Genomic DNA, 15,514 nt, shown 5'->3' on the forward strand with positions numbered 1-15,514 from the left:
AGCCAGCAAAAACTGACCAGTCCGGGGTATAAATCATAATTGGCACTGGCTTTACAAGCACCCTGTTGAGTTCTCAAAGAACAACCACACACCGATCAAAGCACCACACTCAATGGCACCCATCTCGGGGCTTCACCGCTCCGCGCCCGGCGCTTTCCAGCGCCAGGCACTTTTACTACGTTACCCGCTCGTTTCCGCCCTGTCAAACCGATATTTCGCGGTTCGCCATGCTTCAACCCGATAACCCGGATAGTCTTGCTTGCTCGAGTCCACGATGACGCACGTCGTTGCCGACGTTCGTCTCTGTCGTGGGAAGCCGCAGACCGGCCGATCGCCGCTTCGCGGCTCTCCGCCCGGCTCCTGCCGGCTTCGAAACTCTACCCGGTCGGCTTCGCGTTCGCAACCCCGTTTCCGGAGTGTTCCGCACCGCCCGATCCTCAGTCCCGCTCGGCGTTCCCGCCACGAGCCTGGCGCCCGTTCTCGGCCGGTTTGTCCGGCCTCCCCCGTGCAGAGAGAAAGTTACGCGGACGGCCCGGAGAAGGCAAATCAGGGTTCATCACTGGTTCGGACGACGAGCACCTGCCGGTTCCTGGTGCCGCCGAGCTGCCAGCAACCTCGACTCCCCGACACAGCCGAGGACGCGGGCCACCTCGACGTGCCAGAGTGTCAATCATGGATGAGTCCGGGCACGGCACCAGGGTGTTCGCCGAGCAGGCGCTGCTCGGCCTCATCGGGCCGTTCTGGCAGGTGGTGATCGGCGCGGTCGTGCTGGTCGTGCTGGTGCTCTCGGTGGGACGGCTGGCACGACGTGGCAGGTCCCGGATGACCACGGCACTGCTGGTCACCGCCGCGGCCATCGCCGGGTTCGCGGTGATCGGCGTCCTGCTGGAGGGTTGAGGTTCAGAGCCGGCGGTTTGGCCCGCCGCACACCTCAGAGCCGCGGTTGGCCCAGGCTGAGCGTCAGAGCCGGCGGTTGGCCAGGCTGGGCAGCTCGGCGCGGATCGTGTCGAGCCGCTCCAGATCCAGGTCGACGACGGAGACCCCCGGGCCGTCCGGCACCTGGCCGAGGACCGTCCCCCACGGGTCGACCACCATGCTGCGCCCGAAGCAGGTGCGACCGGGCTCGTGGTCGCCGGTCTGACCGGCCGCCGCCACGAAACACTGGTTCTCGATCGCCCTGGCCCGCAGCAGGACCTCCCAGTGGTCCCGGCCGGTGTGCATCATGAACGCTGCCGGAACCACGAGCAGCTGCGCGCCGCCGTCGGACGCGAGCAGCCGGTAGAGCTCGGGGAAGCGCAGGTCGTAGCAGATCGACAGGCCGACCCGTACCCCCTCCACGTCGACCACCACGGGTTGGGCCCCGGGCGCGACACTCGTCGACTCCCGGTAGGAGACCCGACCGGGGATCTCCACGTCGTACAGGTGGATCTTGCGATAGCTCGCGGCCAGACTGCCGGAACGGTCGAAGACCAGCGAGGTGTTCCACGTGTGGTCCGGGTCCGGACCCGCCTCATGGAACGAACCGGCCACCACCCAGATCCCGAGCCGCCTGGCCACCCCGGCGAAGAAGCTGCCCACCTCCCCGTCGACCGGCTCCGGTTCGGGCAGCCCGGCGGCAGGACCCAGGTAGTCGACGTACTCCGGAAGGACGGCAAGATCCGCGCCGCCGGCGGCGGCGCGCTCCAGCAGGGCCTCAGCGGCCGCCAGATTTGCCTTACGGTCGTCCCGGGCGTTCAGCTGGCAGACGGCGACACGCATGAGCCCAGGGTACGGCTGGAGACCCGTTCACGGACAGCGCCACAGCCTGACCGGCACGGGCGGGCGGTGGTCACTGGCGAACGGCGCCGAACACGATCACGCCGGCCGCTCAGGATCGAACGGCCGGCGGGACGCGGGAAGGATCAGGCGGACTTGTCTTCGCGGTCGCGCCGAGCCCGGCGCCCGGTGAACTCACGCGGCACGATGGTCGGGTTGACGTTCTCCAGGACAACCTCGCGGGTGATCAGCACGCGGGCGGCGTCGGGGTTGCTCGGCACCTCGTACATCGCGGAGAGCAGAACCTCCTCGATGATGGCCCGTAGACCACGGGCACCGGTGCCCCGCAGCATCGCCTGATCGGCGATGGCTTCCAGCGCCGGCTCGTCGAACTCGAGCTCGACACCGTCGAGCTCGAACAGACGCTGGTATTGCCGGACCAGGGCGTTGCGCGGCTCGGTGAGGATCCGAACGAGGGCGCTGCGGTCCAGGCTGCGAACGTTGGTGATGACCGGTAGCCGGCCGACGAACTCGGGGATCAACCCGAACTTGAGCATGTCCTCCGGCATCACCTGGCTGAAGATGTCGTCGGTCGACCGCTCGGAGACCGACCGGAGCCGGGCGCCGAAACCGGTGCCGCCCTGCCCGGTGCGGGACTCGATGATCTGGTCGAGGCCGGCGAACGCCCCACCACAGATGAACAGCACGTTGGTGGTGTCGATCTGGATGAACTCCTGGTGTGGGTGCTTACGGCCACCCTGCGGCGGCACGTTCGCCACCGTGCCCTCAAGCATCTTGAGCAGCGCCTGCTGCACGCCCTCACCGGAGACGTCCCGGGTGATCGACGGATTCTCCGACTTGCGGGCGATCTTGTCGACCTCGTCGATGTAGATGATGCCGGTCTCGGCGCGCTTGATGTCGTAGTCGGCGGCCTGGATCAGCTTGAGGAGGATGTTCTCCACGTCCTCGCCCACGTAGCCCGCCTCGGTCAGCGCGGTGGCGTCGGCAATGGCGAACGGGACATTCAACATCCGGGCGAGGGTCTGCGCCAGGTGGGTCTTGCCGCACCCCGTCGGCCCGAGCAGCAGGATGTTGGACTTGGCCAGCTCGACGGCGTCACTGCCGGAGCCCGGCGCGCCAGCCGCCTCGGCCTGGATCCGCTTGTAGTGGTTGTAGACCGCTACGGCGAGCGCCTTCTTGGCCTGATCCTGACCCACGACGTAGGTGTCGAGGAACTGGCAGATCTCCATCGGCTTGGGAAGCTCTTCCCACTTCACCTCGCCGGACTCGGCCAGCTCCTCTTCGATGATCTCGTTGCAGAGATCGATGCACTCGTCGCAGATGTAGACCCCTGGGCCCGCGATGAGCTTCTTGACCTGCTTCTGCGACTTGCCGCAGAAGGAGCATTTCAGTAGGTCGCCGCCGTCACCGATCCGTGCCACCTACGTTCTCCCTGCACTCATCGGCCGGAGACCCGGCCCTGACCTGCGGACGTTGCACGCCGCCCGGTGTGGTTCGCGCCGCTGACCCAGCCGGCGAAGCGGTACGGACCCGACGTTACCCGCTGACGGGGCATTCTCCGACCCCCAAAACGGGTGTGTCAGAGGTCGGCCGGGAACGAAAGCCCCGGCCAACCTCTGACCCGGTACGGCTCAGCGGGCGGCGTTGGCCGCCAGCAAACCCTTCTTGCGGCTGGTCAGAATCGTGTCGACCAGCCCGTACTCCTTGGACTCCTCGGCCGTCATGATCTTGTCACGGTCGATGTCCTTGCGAACCTGCTCGATCGGGCGGTTGCAGTGGCGGGACAGCATGTCCTCCAGCTGCGTACGCATCCGCAGGATCTCCCGGGCCTGGATCTCGATGTCCGAGCCCTGCCCGTAGCCGCCCTCGGTGGCCGGCTGGTGGATGATGATCCGCGAGTTCGGCAGGGCCATCCGCTTACCCGGAGTGCCCGCCGAGAGCAGCACCGCCGCCGCGCTCGCCGCCTGCCCGAGGCAGACCGTCGAGATGTCCGGACGGACGTACTGCATGGTGTCGTAGATCGCCGTCATGGCGGTGAACGAACCACCCGGCGAGTTGATGTACATGATGATGTCGCGGTCCGGGTCGGTGCCCTCGAGCGTCAGCAGCTGGGCCATCACGTCGTTGGCCGACGCGTCGTCCACCTGGACGCCGAGGAAGATGATCCGGTCCTCGAAGAGCTTGTTGTACGGGTTCGACTCCTTGACCCCGTACGACGTGCGCTCGACGAACGACGGCAGCACGTAGCGGTTGTGCACGGCCGCGAACTGGGGCGGCAGGCTCAGATCGGTCATCGTCAGCTCCTCAGCTCAGGGTCCCGGCGCCATCCGGAACCTGTGCGGCCCCGATGATCACCTTGTCGATGAAGCCGTAGTCCATGGCCTCCTGGGCGGTGAACCAACGGTCCCGGTCCGAGTCGGCCTCGATCTGCGACTGGCTCTGGCCGGTGTGGTGCGCGACCCGCTCCTGGAACATCCGCTTCGTGTAGAGCATCTGCTCCGCCTGGATGGCGATGTCGGACGCCGTGCCGCCCAGACCACCGGACGGCTGGTGCATCATGATCCGTGCGTGGGGCAGGGCGTACCGCTTGCCCTTGGTGCCCGCGCAGAGCAGCAGCTGACCCATCGAGGCAGCCATGCCCATCGCCACGGTCGACACGTCGTTGTCGATGAACTGCATGGTGTCGTAGATCGCCATGCCGGAGTAGACCGAGCCACCCGGCGAGTTGATCCACAGGTTGATGTCGCGGTCCGGGTCCTCCGCGGCGAGCAGCAGCAGCTGCGCGCAGATGCGGTTGGCGACCTGGTCGGTCACCTCACTGCCCAGGAAGATGATGCGTTCCTTGAGCAACCGGTTGTAGACCGAGTCGTCGAGGTTGCCAATGGAGTCGCCACCGCGCGCGTCAATCGCCCGGAGCGACTTCTTGGGGATGTGCATGTCGGTCATGGCAGCCCTTCGCTCTCCGTACCGTCTTTCCCGACACTAACCGCTGTGCGGGGCGGCAGAGTCCCGGTCGGGGCAGTGTTCGCTCTCAGCGCAGCTGTGTCGGGCGTACCCGCGGCGCGGGCTTCCGGGCGTACCCGGCAGTGCTTGCTGCCGGGCGGACCCGGCAGTGCCTGCTGCCCGGGCGGACCCGGGAGGGAAACGGCCGCCGTCCGCCGCTGGGCGGTGAACGGCGGCCGCACCCGACGATCAGTGGTCGTGGTTGTGCTCCGCCTCGTTGGCGGCGCGCAGCGCGTCGAGGGTGATCCCGTTACCGGCCGAGTCCTTGATCGTGATCTTCTCCATGACGGCCGCGAGCGCCTTGCCCCGCCGCACGTCGCCGAAGACCGCGGCGGCCGCGCCGGAGCGCACCAGCTGGTCGTAGTACTGCTGCGGGGCCATCCCGGCACGCTGCGCCCGGTGCACGATCTCGTGCCCGAACTCGTCGTCGGAGACCTGCACGTCCTCCGCGTCGGCCAGCGTGTCCAGCAGGAGCTGGACCTTGACGCCCTCGGTCGCCGCCTCGGTCAGCTCGGCGTCGATCTGCTCCTCGGTCTTGTCCTCGGCCGCGAGGTACTCCTCCATCGAGGCGCCGATCCGCTCCAGCTGGTCGACCATCGCCTGCTTGCGGCTGTCGACCTCCTCGCGGACGACACCCTCCGGCGCCGGGATGTCGGCGGCCTCGACGAGCTGGGCCAGGGCCTTGTCCCGGGCGGCGTAGATCTGCTCGACCTGCTTGCCCTGGGTGACCCGGTTGCGCAGGTCGCCGCGCAGCTCCTCGATCGTGTCGAACTCGCTCGCCATCTGGGCGAACTCGTCGTTGAGCTCCGGCAGCTCCTTCTCCTTGACCGTGCGCACGGTCACCGCCACGTCGGCGTCCCGACCGGCGAAGTCGCCGCCGACCAGCTGGGTGGTGAAGGTGGTGTCGTCACCGGCGGCGAGCCCGACCACGGCCTCGTCCAGGCCCGGCAGGAGCTGCTTGCTGCCCACCTCGTGGGAGATGTTGCTCGCCTGGCCGCCCGGCACGTCCTCGCCGTCGACGGTGGCGTTCAGGTCGATCTGGACGTAGTCGCCCTCGGCGGCGGCCCGCTCGACGGTCTTGAGGGTCGCGAAACGCTCCCGCAGGTTCTTCACCTGCTCGTCGATCTCGCTCTCGTCGATCTGCAGCTCGTCGACGGTCACCTCGATGGTGCTCGCGTCCGGGATGGTGATCTCCGGGCGGACGTCGACCTCAGCCGTGAAGTTGAGCGAGTCACCGTCGTTGAACTCGGTGATCTCGACCTCCGGGCGCCCCAGCGTCTTCAGGTCGTGCTCGCGCACCGCGGCGAGGATGTTCTCCGGGATGGCCTCCTGGACCGCCTCGTTGAGGACGGTGCCCCGGCCCACCCGCTGGTCGATCACCGCGGTCGGCACCTTGCCCCGGCGGAAGCCCGGAACCTGGACCTGCGAACCGATCTCCCGGTACGCCTTCTTGAGGCTCGGCTCGAGCTCGACGAACGGCACCTCGATGGCGAGCCGCACGCGCGTCGGGCTCAGAGTCTCGACGGTGCTCTTCACAGGCGTACTCCTTGACGGATCTCAGTTGAGTCTGGGCGTGATTCAGCCCATCGAGTGTAGGCGAGCCGGCCTGACGCTCCGGCATCGCCCGGGAGCCGCACTGGGCGGCACCCGGGGCGGCCCGGCCGCGGACGACAGTCGGGGTGGCGGGATTTGAACCCACGGCCCCTCGCTCCCAAAGCGAGTGCGCTACCAAGCTGCGCCACACCCCGTGGCGACGTGCAGTCTATGCCGTCGCCACGCCTCAGTCGGTGCCGGGGCATCCCCCACCCGGACAGATCGCCCGAAATTACCATTAGCCCCACTCCCGTACCGCCAAGATCCGCACAACTTCACGGATGTGGTGGTCTCAGCACGCCGAGGCCACTGCATCCCGAATGTTGCGCGGATCTTGGGTCGCGGTGCCGCCGGGTCGCGGACGACGCGACGCCGCGGGGCGGTGACGCGGTTACGCGTCGGGCAACAGCATTGGGTACGCTAGGGGCGCGTCCCGTTTCGGCGGGATGCACGCGGGCGTAGCTCAATGGTAGAGCTTCAGTCTTCCAAACTGACTACGCGAGTTCGATTCTCGTCGCCCGCTCCACGCACGAAGGCCCAGGTGGCCCGCACAGTGGCGGCACCTGGGCCCACTCGGCGAGGCCGAGTCGCCGTGTCACTTCAGGTGGAACCGTTCGTCTGCCGCGAGGGCCGCCAACTGCGGCACGGAGTACGGCAGCTTCGTCAACCCCGGCCGGCTCTCGTCCAGCCGCGCGGCCTGCGCCACGAAGACCACCACGCCGTCCGAGTGCCGGTACGCCGACCACTGGTCGAGCCGATCGTCGCGGCTCGGTCGGACCACCACGCCGACCCGCACCGCGCCGACGGTCTCGACCTGGCACTCGCCCCCCATGCTCCAGAACTGCTGGGCCAGATCGCACGGCTCGGTCGGCAGCGGGTTGCCGGCAGCGTGCACCTCGACGATCACGCGCCCGGTGCCCTCACCCTGGGCCACTGCCACCGAGGACGAGTAGCTCCACACGTCGACGCCGCCCACCTTGTCCTCGAACTGCGCCTGGTGGGTCCGCAGCGTCCGCTGTTCTGCGGGCTGGCCCGGCGGATCGTCAGGCGCGGTGAAACCGGCGGGCACGACCGAGACAGCCTCAGTGAGCAGGTGGACTCCCTGCTCATACTTGGATCCGGCTCGCGCGGTCCGGTCCTCCTGCGGTTGCCCGTCCGGCCCGGTCGGCCACGGTTCCTTGGTGTCCGGAGAAGCCAGTGGCCCCTGGCCCGCCGGCTGGTAGACGTGGCCGTCCGGGGTGGCGACGGCCGCGAAGCCGGTGACCGCCAGCACGACAGCCGCCGATCCGAGGGACGCCCACAGCGCGCGTCGACGAAAGTGCGTCCGCCGTGCCGCGCCGAGCGCGGCTGTCGTACTCAATGGTGGTGGTGGGGTTGTCCCCGCCATCTCGCTGCGCAGCCCCTCGCGCAACTCCTGCTCGTTCATCGCTCCCCCATCTCGATCCCGCTGTAGGTGGGTGTCAGGAGGCCTCGCAAGGTCTCGAGCCCGCGTGCCGCCTGGCTCTTCACCGTCCCTGGAGAACACTCCAGCAAGGCCGCGACGTCCTCGATCGACAGGTCCTCCCAGTACCGCAGAACCAGCACGGCCCGCTGACGCGGCGCCACCCGGGCCAGTGCCTGCAGCAGCACCAGTCGGCTCTCCGGCGAGTCGGGCGGGGCCACCTGCTCGGTGTCCTCGCCACCCACCCGTTCACGCCGCCACCAGCCGCGGCGGCGCTCGTCGAGGAAGGTCCGGATCAGGATCCGGCGTACGTAGCTGTCGAGCACCTCGTGCCGGGAGATCCGGTTCCAGACCCGGTAGAGCTTGACGAACGTGGTCTGGACCAGGTCTTCGGCACGGTGCCAGTCGCCGCACAGCAGGTACGCGGTGCCACGCATGGCACCGGACCGTGCCGCGAAGTACTCGGCGAACGCCTCGTCGCGATCGCTCATTCAGGCCTCCGATCCCCGTCTCGAGTTAGTCACGCGGGGTCTGGCTCAGAGGGTTGCTCCGGAACTCGCGCAAATGTCACCGGGATCAACGCGTGTCACTCACGCCCGCGCCATCCCGCCCGGGGGCGACCCGCTTCTTGACAGGTGTCGATCTGTGCACTGGTGTAAGGACCAGACACATCGACGTCCGTCACAGGAGGGCACATGATCGTCCGACGACGGTGGACAGCTGCCGCCACCACAGTGATCCTGTTCAGCGCAGTGTTGTCCCATCCGGCTTCCGGCGCGGCGGCACCCGCCGCCCCGGCCGCCCCGATCTCCCTGAGCGCCACCGAAACCGCAGTGGTCCGGGTTCAGCTCCGCGATCAGGCCCAGCTGGACCGGCTCGTCGCCACCGGCGCGGACCTGGCCAACCGGCCCCGGACGCGGGACGGCCGGATCATCGCCGACCTGGTGCTCAGCGGCACGCAGCTCGGCGAACTGACCGCGCAGGGCGCGACGGCCGTGCAGATCGTGCAGCGCGCCGGGGACGGCAACCGGCACTACACCGACAGCGTCCGCGCGGCTCAGGCCCGTACCGCCGCCGGGCTGCGCGCTCCGGCCGCGGGTCAGCGGTCCACCGCCAGCGGCACTGCCGTGGACACCCTCCAGGTGCAGCAGGCGTACTGGTGGACCACGACCGGACAGACGTTCCTGCAGGCCCAGGTGGCCACCACCGCCACCGACGACCCGGACGTGGAGATCACCGTCAGGTGGCGTACGGCGGACGGCGCCACCGGCTCGTTCCCGCTCTACCGGTTCGAGGACTCCGGCGAGTACCAGTACCACTACGCGCTCCCCCAGCCGGTGCCGAGCCGGCCGGTTCAGCTGAGCGCCACCTCCAGCCTCGGCGGGGTCAGCAGGGCGATCACCCCTACGCTCTGGCCGAACGCCTCCCCGCCGCCGCTGCCGGCCGGCTACCAGAAAGACTTCATCGACGCGTACCTGACGCCGGTGGACATCCAGGCGCGGATCAAGCGGCTGGCGCGCCAGTACCGGGACCTGGTTGACGTGATCGACCTGCCGAACAAGACCCAGGGATACCGACGCAACGCGGCCGGCTACCTGGGCGACCCGGCGGTGGCCGCCCTGGTCATCGAGTCGGTGCGCTTCGGCGACCAGAACATGAACGGCGTACAGGTGCGGACGGTCGACCCGGGCCGGGCGAACCGCCCCCTGACCGTCGGCTACCGCGACCGCGTCCTCACCGTGTCACTGGCCACCGACACCGCGGGCAAGACGGTGAGCACCACCGACGAGGTCGCGGCGGCGATCAACGCCCGTCAGCCGGACCGGTTCCGGGCCACCGTCGAGGACGGCTCGGCCGGACTGCCGATGCCCGTCGCCGGACCCACCCGACTCGACGACGGCCTCCAGGGCACCGAGGTGCCGGCACGGCCGTGGACGGTGCAGGCGCTGCGCCTCGGCGTACATCGGGACGGCTCCCGGGTCGGGGTGCTCGCGTACTCCCAGGAACACGCCCGGGAGTGGGCCACCCCGCTGGTGACGCTGGAGTTCGCCGAGCGGATGCTGGCCAACGCCCGAACGGACCCGGCCACCCGTGAGCTGCTGGAGCAGGTCGACATCTTCGTCATCCCGGTGGTCAACCCGGACGGCGCGAACTACTCGTTCAACGACTTCAACTTCCAGCGCAAGAACCTCGTCAACCACTGCACCGGGGCGGCCCGCGACCCGAAGAACCGCACCTCGTGGGGCGTCGACCTGAATCGCAACTACACCGTCGGGTCGTACTTCGACGGCTACGTGGGTGCCAGCGCCAACTGCCTGTCCGGCACCTACGCGGGCACCGCCGAGCTGTCCGAGGCGGAGAGCGGCAACGTCATCGCGCTCGCCCAGGACCACCCGAACATCAGGTTCGCGATGAACGTGCACTCCTACGGCGGGTACTTCATGTGGCCGCCGGGGGCGTACCGGGCCGACGGCAGGGTCACCCTGCCCCGACCGTCGATCGACGAGTCGACGTTGTTCCTCAACAGCGCCCGGCGGATCGTGGGCGCCATCGCCCAGGAGCGCGGCACCGTCACCTGGCCGTCGCAGACCGGGCCGGTCGCCGACGTGCTCTACTCCGCCGCCGGCAACTCGGCCGACCAGCTCTACTACGAGCTGGGCATCTTCGCCTGGGACTTCGAGGTCGGCAACGACCTGTGGAACCCGGCGACCAACCAGTGGGAGGGCGTCGGCTTCCAGCCGCCGTTCGACGAGGCGCACGGCGAATCCCAGGAGTACGCCGGCGGGCTGGTGGAGATGGTCCGGGTGGCCCGCGACTACGCCGCCGCCGAGGCCGCCGCCGGCTGACCTGCGGGTCCCGTACCGCCGCCGGCTGCTGCCGGCGGCGGTACGGCCCATGACGCGCGCCCGCGGTGACGGACGGTAAGCCGATGGTGATCACAGACGTTGACGTGTTTTCATGTCAGCACGCCTGCGCCGACCCGGGACATCGATGACTGAGCAACCCGCACCTGATCACCTCGTCGTGGTCGACGTGTTGACGCAGGGTCTGAGCCACCTGCTACGCGACGAGGATCCGGAACTGGCCCGATGGATCGAGGAACTGGTCGCGACACTGAAGAGTCCCCGGCAGACGACGCTGACCGGCTGGAACAGCTTCCTCGACCCCGGCGCCGACTCCAGCTGACCCGCTCGGAGTTCACCCGCCTGGCCGACGGCGGGGCTGGCCCGGGTGCCGTCCGCGCTCTGCGACGCGCGCAACGCAACCGAACGATGCTCGTCCTCAAGAGCCTCGCCGACACCGACGACGCCTTGGCGGCGTCGGCGCACCTGCTCGGCCACGCCCACCGCCTCGACCCCGCCGCCGCGAACGTGCTGCTCGATCACCCGTGGCTGGCCGTCTGGGCGATCGATCGGGTCCGGCACGGTGCCACCGGTCGACCCGACTACCTTCCGTTCGCGGCCCTCGCGGCGGCCACCCTCAGCGGACGGTCGGACGCGGCAGTGCAGGTCACGCCGCGTGCGGGCCTGGTGCCGGTGCCGGGCCTCGGGGTGCTGCGTCGACACGGTGGCAGCACGACGGTGACGCCGGCCGACCTGACCGGGCGCCGGTGGACGCCCACCCGCTGGTGGCGCTTCACCGACCAGTCCGTCACCCTCGACCTGCGCGTCGACGACCTGGATCCCTACCGCGACTGCTTCGGGCTGCCGGTCGCCGCCCGACTCTCCGCGCCGCAGGCCGCGGAGCTGGAACGGTCCGTCGGGCACGCCTGGCACCTGCTCGTCGGGTACGCCCCGACGCACGCCGCCGAGGTGGCCGCCGGGATCAGCACCTTCGTACCGTTGGCCGACGGCACCGAGCGTGGGCACAGTGTCACGCACGCAGACGCCTTCGGGGCGTTGGCCGCCGACGTCAACCTCGACCCGGTGGATCTGGCCGTGACGATGGTGCACGAGCTGCAACACAGCAAACTCAACGCTGTCCTCGGCCTGGTCCGGCTGCACGAACCCGCCGACCCGCAGCGGTACTTCGCGCCCTGGCGTCCTGACCCGCGTCCGATCGGCGGGCTGCTGCACGGCACCTACGCGTTCACCGCCGTCGCCGAGGTGTGGGCCGCACTGCGCGCCCATCCGGAGCTGGCGGCCCAGGCCACCGCGCGGTTCGCTGTGGTACGCGCACAGGTGGAGCGCGCCCTGGTCGAGCTCGCCCGGGCCGGAAGTCTCACCTCGGCCGGGCGGCTCTGGGCAGACTGCCTGGCCGAACGGATCGGCCGGCTGGCCGCCGTGCCGGTCCCGGCATCCGCCGACGCCGCCGGGCGGTGGGAGGTGGCGCAGGCCGAGCGCGCTCGCCGACCGACGATCCCCACCGGATGAACGGCCGCCACCGGTGGGTGAGGCGTCAGGTCAGCCCAACGGTCTCGATGTCGCACTCGATGCGCCGTTGACCGCGCGCGGCGTCCACCTCCGGGTGGTCCGGCCCGAACAACGCCTCCAGCGCCGCGGCAGCCTCGTCGAGCAGCGCGCGGCCCCGATCCTCCTCGCCGACCTCGATCAGGTCGACCGACGCGTTGACCGCGCAGTAGAGCGTGTACGGATGGCCCGGTCCACGCAGGCGACGTGAGTCCTCAAGGATCGCCTCGGAGAGCACCTGCGCCTGCTCCAGCCGGTGTGACCGGACCAGGTTGATCGCCTGCGCGGAGCGCGCGCTCAGCAGGTACGGATGGGTGGGCGGCAACGATTCGCCCATCGCCTGCAGGGTGGCCGCACCCAACTCCCGCGCCTCCCGGTCGAAGTTGCGAGCCCGCAGGATCACCCCGAGGTTGACAGCAGCGCAGAGCGTGACCGGATGCCGCTCCCCGAAGGCGGCTCGGAAGGTGGCGTGCCCCTGCGAGGCCAGGGCGTACGCCTGCGTCGCGTCGCCCGCCGCCCGCGCATGGCGTTGGCGCAGGTCATGCCCGCCTCCGCGGCCAGCACGTGATCGGTCCCGAAGCGGCGGGTCACCGTTTCCAGCGTCTCCCGGGCGGGGCGGATCCGGTCGAGCAGACCGACCCGTTCCAGGTCGGTGCCAGCGTGTTCCTCAACGAGGAGAACGCCCTGATCAGTTTCGAAACGAAGGAGATCCGCCACGTGACAAATTCTCACCGAAAGATCGTTCGGAATCGGTGTCAGATCACTGACAGGAGTCATTGCGTGCACCCTGCGCCGACACGGGACACATCCGCTTGCCATCATTCCTGCCCTCTGTCAGCCTGGCACAATGCAGGACACGGCGACCTTCGAGGATCTGCTCCGAGAAGGCGTCGACGCGTCCGTGGACGGTTGGGACTTCTCCTGGTTCGACGGCCGCGCGACAGAACAGCGGCCGTCCTGGGGATATCTGAAACTCATGACAGCCCAGATGAGGGTTGCCCGCGCCGCACTGGACATCCAGACCGGCGGCGGCGAGGTGCTCTCCGAGGTGCCGGCACTCCCCCCGTTGACGGTGGCCACCGAACACTGGCCGCCCAACCTCCGGCTGGCCCGACGCGCGCTCGAACCGCGCGGCGTACGGGTGGTCGACGTCGCCGAGGACGCTCCGCTCCCGTTTCCCGACGAGACGTTCGACCTGGTGGTGAGCCGGCATCCCAACGTCGTGCTCTGGGACGAGATCGCACGGGTGCTCACTCCCGGCGGGCGGTACCTGGCCCAGCAGATCGGCCCCGGGTCCAACCGGGAGCTGGCCCAGTTCCTCACCGGTCCCCGCGAGATCAGTGACGAACGCAGCCCGACCCGCGCCGCCGCCGACGCGCGAGCCGCCGGCCTGGTCATCGACGAGCTGCGGCACGAGGCGCTGCCAACCACCTTCAACGACGTGGCAGCGGTGGTGCACTTCCTCCGCAAAGTCATCTGGACGGTGCCGGACTTCACCGTGGACCGCTACCGGGCCCGGCTCGCCGATCTGCACGACCACATCCGTCGCCACGGGCCGTTCGTGGCCCACGCCCAGCGCGTCCTGGTCCGGGCGCACAAACCCCAGCGCTGAGCGAACGGCTCCAAGCCCACGAAGGAGTACCGGTCGGAGCGGCCGGCCACGGATGAACCGCGGCCGGCCGGGTAAGCAGCGACCTTGCCTGGTGGGGAGACGACCGGGTGCACGGGTGGGCGGTCCTGGACCGGCCCGCCCGTGCACGCCCGGTCAGTTCGAGGAGATCCAGTTCCAGGCCGAGACGACCCACTCGGTCTGCTGGAGCCACGCCACCCCGAGGCCGACGAGGAACACCGCCGTCGCCAGGTGCGCACCTCTGGCGCTGCGCCGGACCCGCCCCAGCTGCCGCTCCAGCACCACCCGGCCGACCAGCCGGAACAGGGCGAACAGCCCGGCCGCCACCAGCAGGCTGAGCACCAGCACCAACAGTGGCCCGCTCAGGTCACCCTGGCCGGACAGCGCCCAGATTCCCCAACACACGAACGCGAAGAGGCCTGCCGCAGCGCTCCACTCACCGCCGCGCCGCAGCTGCGCCATCCGCGAGCTGAGCGAGCGGCGGGGCACCGGTCCACCGGGCCAACCGGTGCCGGTCGGCTCCTGCTCGACCACCGGGAACGGCTCCGTCCGCGGGGTGCGTGGCTCACCCACCGGAGCGACCCCCCGGCGGAAACCGTCACGCTGCGGCGGCACCCCGACGCCGGCCTGCGGTGGCACCTCCACGGTCCGCTCCGCCCACGGCTGCGTCTGGTCTGCCATCTCGTCCTCCCCCTGACCGACGGCAACAGCACCGCCTGGATTCGAGGGTAGCCAGCCGGCAAATCGGTCGCCGACCCCGGCCGGGGAGCGCGGCCCCGCGACGGTGCCGGATCCAACCGGGCCAGGGTACGGTCGCCTGATGGGTGACCCCGACCGACGACGCCGACGGCTGCGCCACCACGCCGACACCGAAACGGCCAGACCGGGTGCGGACGGCCCGACGGTCAGCACGCCAGGCGTGCACGACGGTGACGAGCCGCCGCCGCGACGCAGGAGCACGGGCGGCGACGAGCGCGACGGCGAGCGGGGGCTGCGCGGGTTGGTCGGTTCCGGCTCGTCCCAGGTGGGACTGAGCGCCGCGTTACGGGCCCGGGACGCGGCCCGCCCCACCGACGACGACCTGGCCGAGGCGGAAGCCCGGGTGGTGGTCGTCCGGCGTAACTGGGTGCCCCGCGAGGAGCTGCCCCGCTCGCCGCGCTGAGCGCCGAACGGGTCAGGGCAGGTCGGGCAGCTTCCGGGTCCGCTCGTACTCGGCCACCTGGGTGATCCGACGAGCGTGCCGCTCGTTGCCGGAGAACGGCGTGTTCAGGAACGCCTCGACGATGCCGGTCGCCTCGTCAAGGGTGTGCTGGCGGGCACCGATGGCGACCACGTTGGCGTCGTTGTGCTGGCGGGCCAGCTGAGCTGTCTCGACGCTCCAGGCCAGCGCGGCGCGGACGCCGGCGACCTTGTTCGCGGCGATCTGCTCACCGTTGCCGGAGCCACCGATGACCACTCCGAGGCCCGTCTCGTCGGCCACCACCTGGTCGCCCGTGTGCAGGCAGAACGTGGGGTAGTCGTCGTCCGGGTCGTAGCTGTGCGGGCCGACGTCGACCACGTCGTAGCCCTGCATGGCCAGGTGGCTGGCCAGGTGCACCTTCAACTCGAAACCGGCGTGATCGGATCCCAGGTAGACGCGCATACCGGGCAGTCTGTCAGGCC

General features: G+C 69.8%; 17 protein-coding genes and 2 tRNA genes. 8 read left to right on the forward strand and 11 right to left on the reverse strand.

Features of this window, described 5'->3' with window-relative positions:
* Positions 1-672 precede the first annotated feature (672 nt).
* Positions 673-897, forward strand: a complete 225-nt coding sequence (locus ACIBEF_RS00005; protein WP_357208127.1) for a hypothetical protein — start codon at positions 673-675, stop codon at positions 895-897.
* A gap of 63 nt (positions 898-960) precedes the next feature.
* Here ACIBEF_RS00005 and ACIBEF_RS00010 read toward each other — a convergent pair whose 3' ends face one another.
* From ACIBEF_RS00010 to ACIBEF_RS00035, 6 genes are all read right to left on the reverse strand, one after another.
* Complete coding sequence (locus tag ACIBEF_RS00010) at positions 961-1,758, reverse strand: carbon-nitrogen hydrolase family protein (protein ID WP_396789759.1); 798 nt, start codon at positions 1,756-1,758, stop codon at positions 961-963.
* 143 nt (positions 1,759-1,901) lie between these two features.
* Positions 1,902-3,197 carry an ATP-dependent Clp protease ATP-binding subunit ClpX gene (clpX, locus tag ACIBEF_RS00015; RefSeq protein WP_355010117.1) on the reverse strand — a complete coding sequence of 432 codons (1,296 nt, stop codon included), beginning with the start codon at positions 3,195-3,197 and terminating at the stop codon, positions 1,902-1,904.
* Positions 3,198-3,407: 210 nt separating this feature from the next.
* Positions 3,408-4,070, reverse strand: a complete 663-nt coding sequence (locus tag ACIBEF_RS00020) for an ATP-dependent Clp protease proteolytic subunit (protein ID WP_030333536.1) — start codon at positions 4,068-4,070, stop codon at positions 3,408-3,410.
* 10 nt (positions 4,071-4,080) lie between these two features.
* Positions 4,081-4,722 (reverse strand): ATP-dependent Clp protease proteolytic subunit, encoded by a 642-nt coding sequence (locus tag ACIBEF_RS00025; protein WP_007464111.1) that lies wholly within the window; start codon positions 4,720-4,722, stop codon positions 4,081-4,083.
* A 246-nt stretch (positions 4,723-4,968) separates the two neighbouring features.
* On the reverse strand, positions 4,969-6,315 hold the full coding sequence (tig, locus tag ACIBEF_RS00030) for a trigger factor (RefSeq protein ID WP_357206525.1): 1,347 nt from the start codon (positions 6,313-6,315) through the stop codon (positions 4,969-4,971).
* Between the two features lie 138 nt (positions 6,316-6,453).
* Positions 6,454-6,527: transfer RNA gene (locus ACIBEF_RS00035), tRNA-Pro, on the reverse strand.
* A 297-nt stretch (positions 6,528-6,824) separates the two neighbouring features.
* Between ACIBEF_RS00035 and ACIBEF_RS00040 the strand changes: the two genes are divergently transcribed.
* A tRNA-Gly gene (locus ACIBEF_RS00040) sits at positions 6,825-6,898 on the forward strand.
* 69 nt (positions 6,899-6,967) lie between these two features.
* On the opposite strand, the gene ACIBEF_RS00045 is transcribed toward ACIBEF_RS00040, so the two are convergent.
* Both ACIBEF_RS00045 and ACIBEF_RS00050 read right to left on the reverse strand, forming a co-directional pair.
* Entirely contained in the window at positions 6,968-7,798 is an 831-nt protein-coding gene (locus ACIBEF_RS00045; RefSeq protein ID WP_396789762.1) for a hypothetical protein, read from the reverse strand.
* Positions 7,795-8,304, reverse strand: coding sequence for a SigE family RNA polymerase sigma factor (locus ACIBEF_RS00050; protein WP_396789764.1), 510 nt, complete (start codon positions 8,302-8,304; stop codon positions 7,795-7,797). The genes ACIBEF_RS00045 and ACIBEF_RS00050 overlap by 4 nt, the downstream gene beginning before the upstream one ends.
* A 204-nt stretch (positions 8,305-8,508) precedes the next feature.
* Between ACIBEF_RS00050 and ACIBEF_RS00055 the strand changes: the two genes are divergently transcribed.
* The 3 genes from ACIBEF_RS00055 to ACIBEF_RS00065 all read left to right on the forward strand — a co-directional run bounded on the left by ACIBEF_RS00055 (position 8,509) and on the right by ACIBEF_RS00065 (position 12,186).
* Complete coding sequence (locus ACIBEF_RS00055) at positions 8,509-10,659, forward strand: M14 family zinc carboxypeptidase (RefSeq protein WP_396789766.1); 2,151 nt, start codon at positions 8,509-8,511, stop codon at positions 10,657-10,659.
* Between the two features lie 145 nt (positions 10,660-10,804).
* The gene (locus tag ACIBEF_RS00060; RefSeq protein ID WP_357206533.1) at positions 10,805-10,999 is read left to right on the forward strand and encodes a hypothetical protein; all 195 of its coding nucleotides are present in this window, start codon (positions 10,805-10,807) and stop codon (positions 10,997-10,999) included.
* Between the two features lie 86 nt (positions 11,000-11,085).
* The gene (locus ACIBEF_RS00065) at positions 11,086-12,186 is read left to right on the forward strand and encodes an aKG-HExxH-type peptide beta-hydroxylase (RefSeq protein WP_396789769.1); all 1,101 of its coding nucleotides are present in this window, start codon (positions 11,086-11,088) and stop codon (positions 12,184-12,186) included.
* A gap of 25 nt (positions 12,187-12,211) precedes the next feature.
* Here ACIBEF_RS00065 and ACIBEF_RS00070 read toward each other — a convergent pair whose 3' ends face one another.
* On the reverse strand, positions 12,212-12,625 hold the full coding sequence (locus ACIBEF_RS00070) for a tetratricopeptide repeat protein (RefSeq protein WP_396789771.1): 414 nt from the start codon (positions 12,623-12,625) through the stop codon (positions 12,212-12,214).
* A 33-nt stretch (positions 12,626-12,658) separates the two neighbouring features.
* On the opposite strand from ACIBEF_RS00070, the gene ACIBEF_RS00075 reads away from it, so the two are divergent.
* Together ACIBEF_RS00075 and ACIBEF_RS00080 are read left to right on the forward strand one after the other, a co-directional pair.
* Complete coding sequence (locus ACIBEF_RS00075) at positions 12,659-12,790, forward strand: hypothetical protein (RefSeq protein WP_396789772.1); 132 nt, start codon at positions 12,659-12,661, stop codon at positions 12,788-12,790.
* A 279-nt stretch (positions 12,791-13,069) separates the two neighbouring features.
* On the forward strand, positions 13,070-13,834 hold the full coding sequence (locus ACIBEF_RS00080; protein ID WP_396789774.1) for a class I SAM-dependent methyltransferase: 765 nt from the start codon (positions 13,070-13,072) through the stop codon (positions 13,832-13,834).
* A gap of 153 nt (positions 13,835-13,987) precedes the next feature.
* Here ACIBEF_RS00080 and ACIBEF_RS00085 read toward each other — a convergent pair whose 3' ends face one another.
* Complete coding sequence (locus tag ACIBEF_RS00085; RefSeq protein ID WP_366612764.1) at positions 13,988-14,533, reverse strand: hypothetical protein; 546 nt, start codon at positions 14,531-14,533, stop codon at positions 13,988-13,990.
* Positions 14,534-14,672: 139 nt separating this feature from the next.
* Between ACIBEF_RS00085 and ACIBEF_RS00090 the strand changes: the two genes are divergently transcribed.
* A complete protein-coding gene (locus ACIBEF_RS00090) occupies positions 14,673-15,014 on the forward strand; it encodes a hypothetical protein (protein WP_091405403.1) in 342 nt (113 codons plus the stop codon).
* A 12-nt stretch (positions 15,015-15,026) separates the two neighbouring features.
* On the opposite strand, the gene ACIBEF_RS00095 is transcribed toward ACIBEF_RS00090, so the two are convergent.
* The gene (locus ACIBEF_RS00095; protein WP_366612762.1) at positions 15,027-15,494 is read right to left on the reverse strand and encodes a ribose-5-phosphate isomerase; all 468 of its coding nucleotides are present in this window, start codon (positions 15,492-15,494) and stop codon (positions 15,027-15,029) included.
* Positions 15,495-15,514: the final 20 nt, after the last annotated feature.

The organism is Micromonospora sp. NPDC050795 (assembly GCF_044456785.1).
Lineage (GTDB): Bacteria > Actinomycetota > Actinomycetes > Mycobacteriales > Micromonosporaceae > Micromonospora.

What these genes read in the sequence shown, in the direction of transcription:
- ACIBEF_RS00075 (WP_396789772.1), top strand. Translation starts at nt 12,659, where the DNA reads ATGCCGCTCCCCGAAGGCGGCTCGGAAGGTGGCGTGCCCCTGCGAGGC.
- ACIBEF_RS00010 (WP_396789759.1), bottom strand. Translation starts at nt 1,758, where the DNA reads ATGCGTGTCGCCGTCTGCCAGCTGAACGCCCGGGACGACCGTAAGGCA.
- ACIBEF_RS00020 (WP_030333536.1), bottom strand. Translation starts at nt 4,070, where the DNA reads ATGACCGATCTGAGCCTGCCGCCCCAGTTCGCGGCCGTGCACAACCGC.
- ACIBEF_RS00095 (WP_366612762.1), bottom strand. Translation starts at nt 15,494, where the DNA reads ATGCGCGTCTACCTGGGATCCGATCACGCCGGTTTCGAGTTGAAGGTG.
- ACIBEF_RS00085 (WP_366612764.1), bottom strand. Translation starts at nt 14,533, where the DNA reads ATGGCAGACCAGACGCAGCCGTGGGCGGAGCGGACCGTGGAGGTGCCA.
- ACIBEF_RS00060 (WP_357206533.1), top strand. Translation starts at nt 10,805, where the DNA reads ATGACTGAGCAACCCGCACCTGATCACCTCGTCGTGGTCGACGTGTTG.
- ACIBEF_RS00055 (WP_396789766.1), top strand. Translation starts at nt 8,509, where the DNA reads ATGATCGTCCGACGACGGTGGACAGCTGCCGCCACCACAGTGATCCTG.
- ACIBEF_RS00065 (WP_396789769.1), top strand. Translation starts at nt 11,086, where the DNA reads ATGCTCGTCCTCAAGAGCCTCGCCGACACCGACGACGCCTTGGCGGCG.
- ACIBEF_RS00045 (WP_396789762.1), bottom strand. Translation starts at nt 7,798, where the DNA reads ATGAACGAGCAGGAGTTGCGCGAGGGGCTGCGCAGCGAGATGGCGGGG.
- ACIBEF_RS00025 (WP_007464111.1), bottom strand. Translation starts at nt 4,722, where the DNA reads ATGACCGACATGCACATCCCCAAGAAGTCGCTCCGGGCGATTGACGCG.
- ACIBEF_RS00090 (WP_091405403.1), top strand. Translation starts at nt 14,673, where the DNA reads ATGGGTGACCCCGACCGACGACGCCGACGGCTGCGCCACCACGCCGAC.
- ACIBEF_RS00005 (WP_357208127.1), top strand. Translation starts at nt 673, where the DNA reads ATGGATGAGTCCGGGCACGGCACCAGGGTGTTCGCCGAGCAGGCGCTG.
- ACIBEF_RS00050 (WP_396789764.1), bottom strand. Translation starts at nt 8,304, where the DNA reads ATGAGCGATCGCGACGAGGCGTTCGCCGAGTACTTCGCGGCACGGTCC.
- ACIBEF_RS00080 (WP_396789774.1), top strand. Translation starts at nt 13,070, where the DNA reads ATGCAGGACACGGCGACCTTCGAGGATCTGCTCCGAGAAGGCGTCGAC.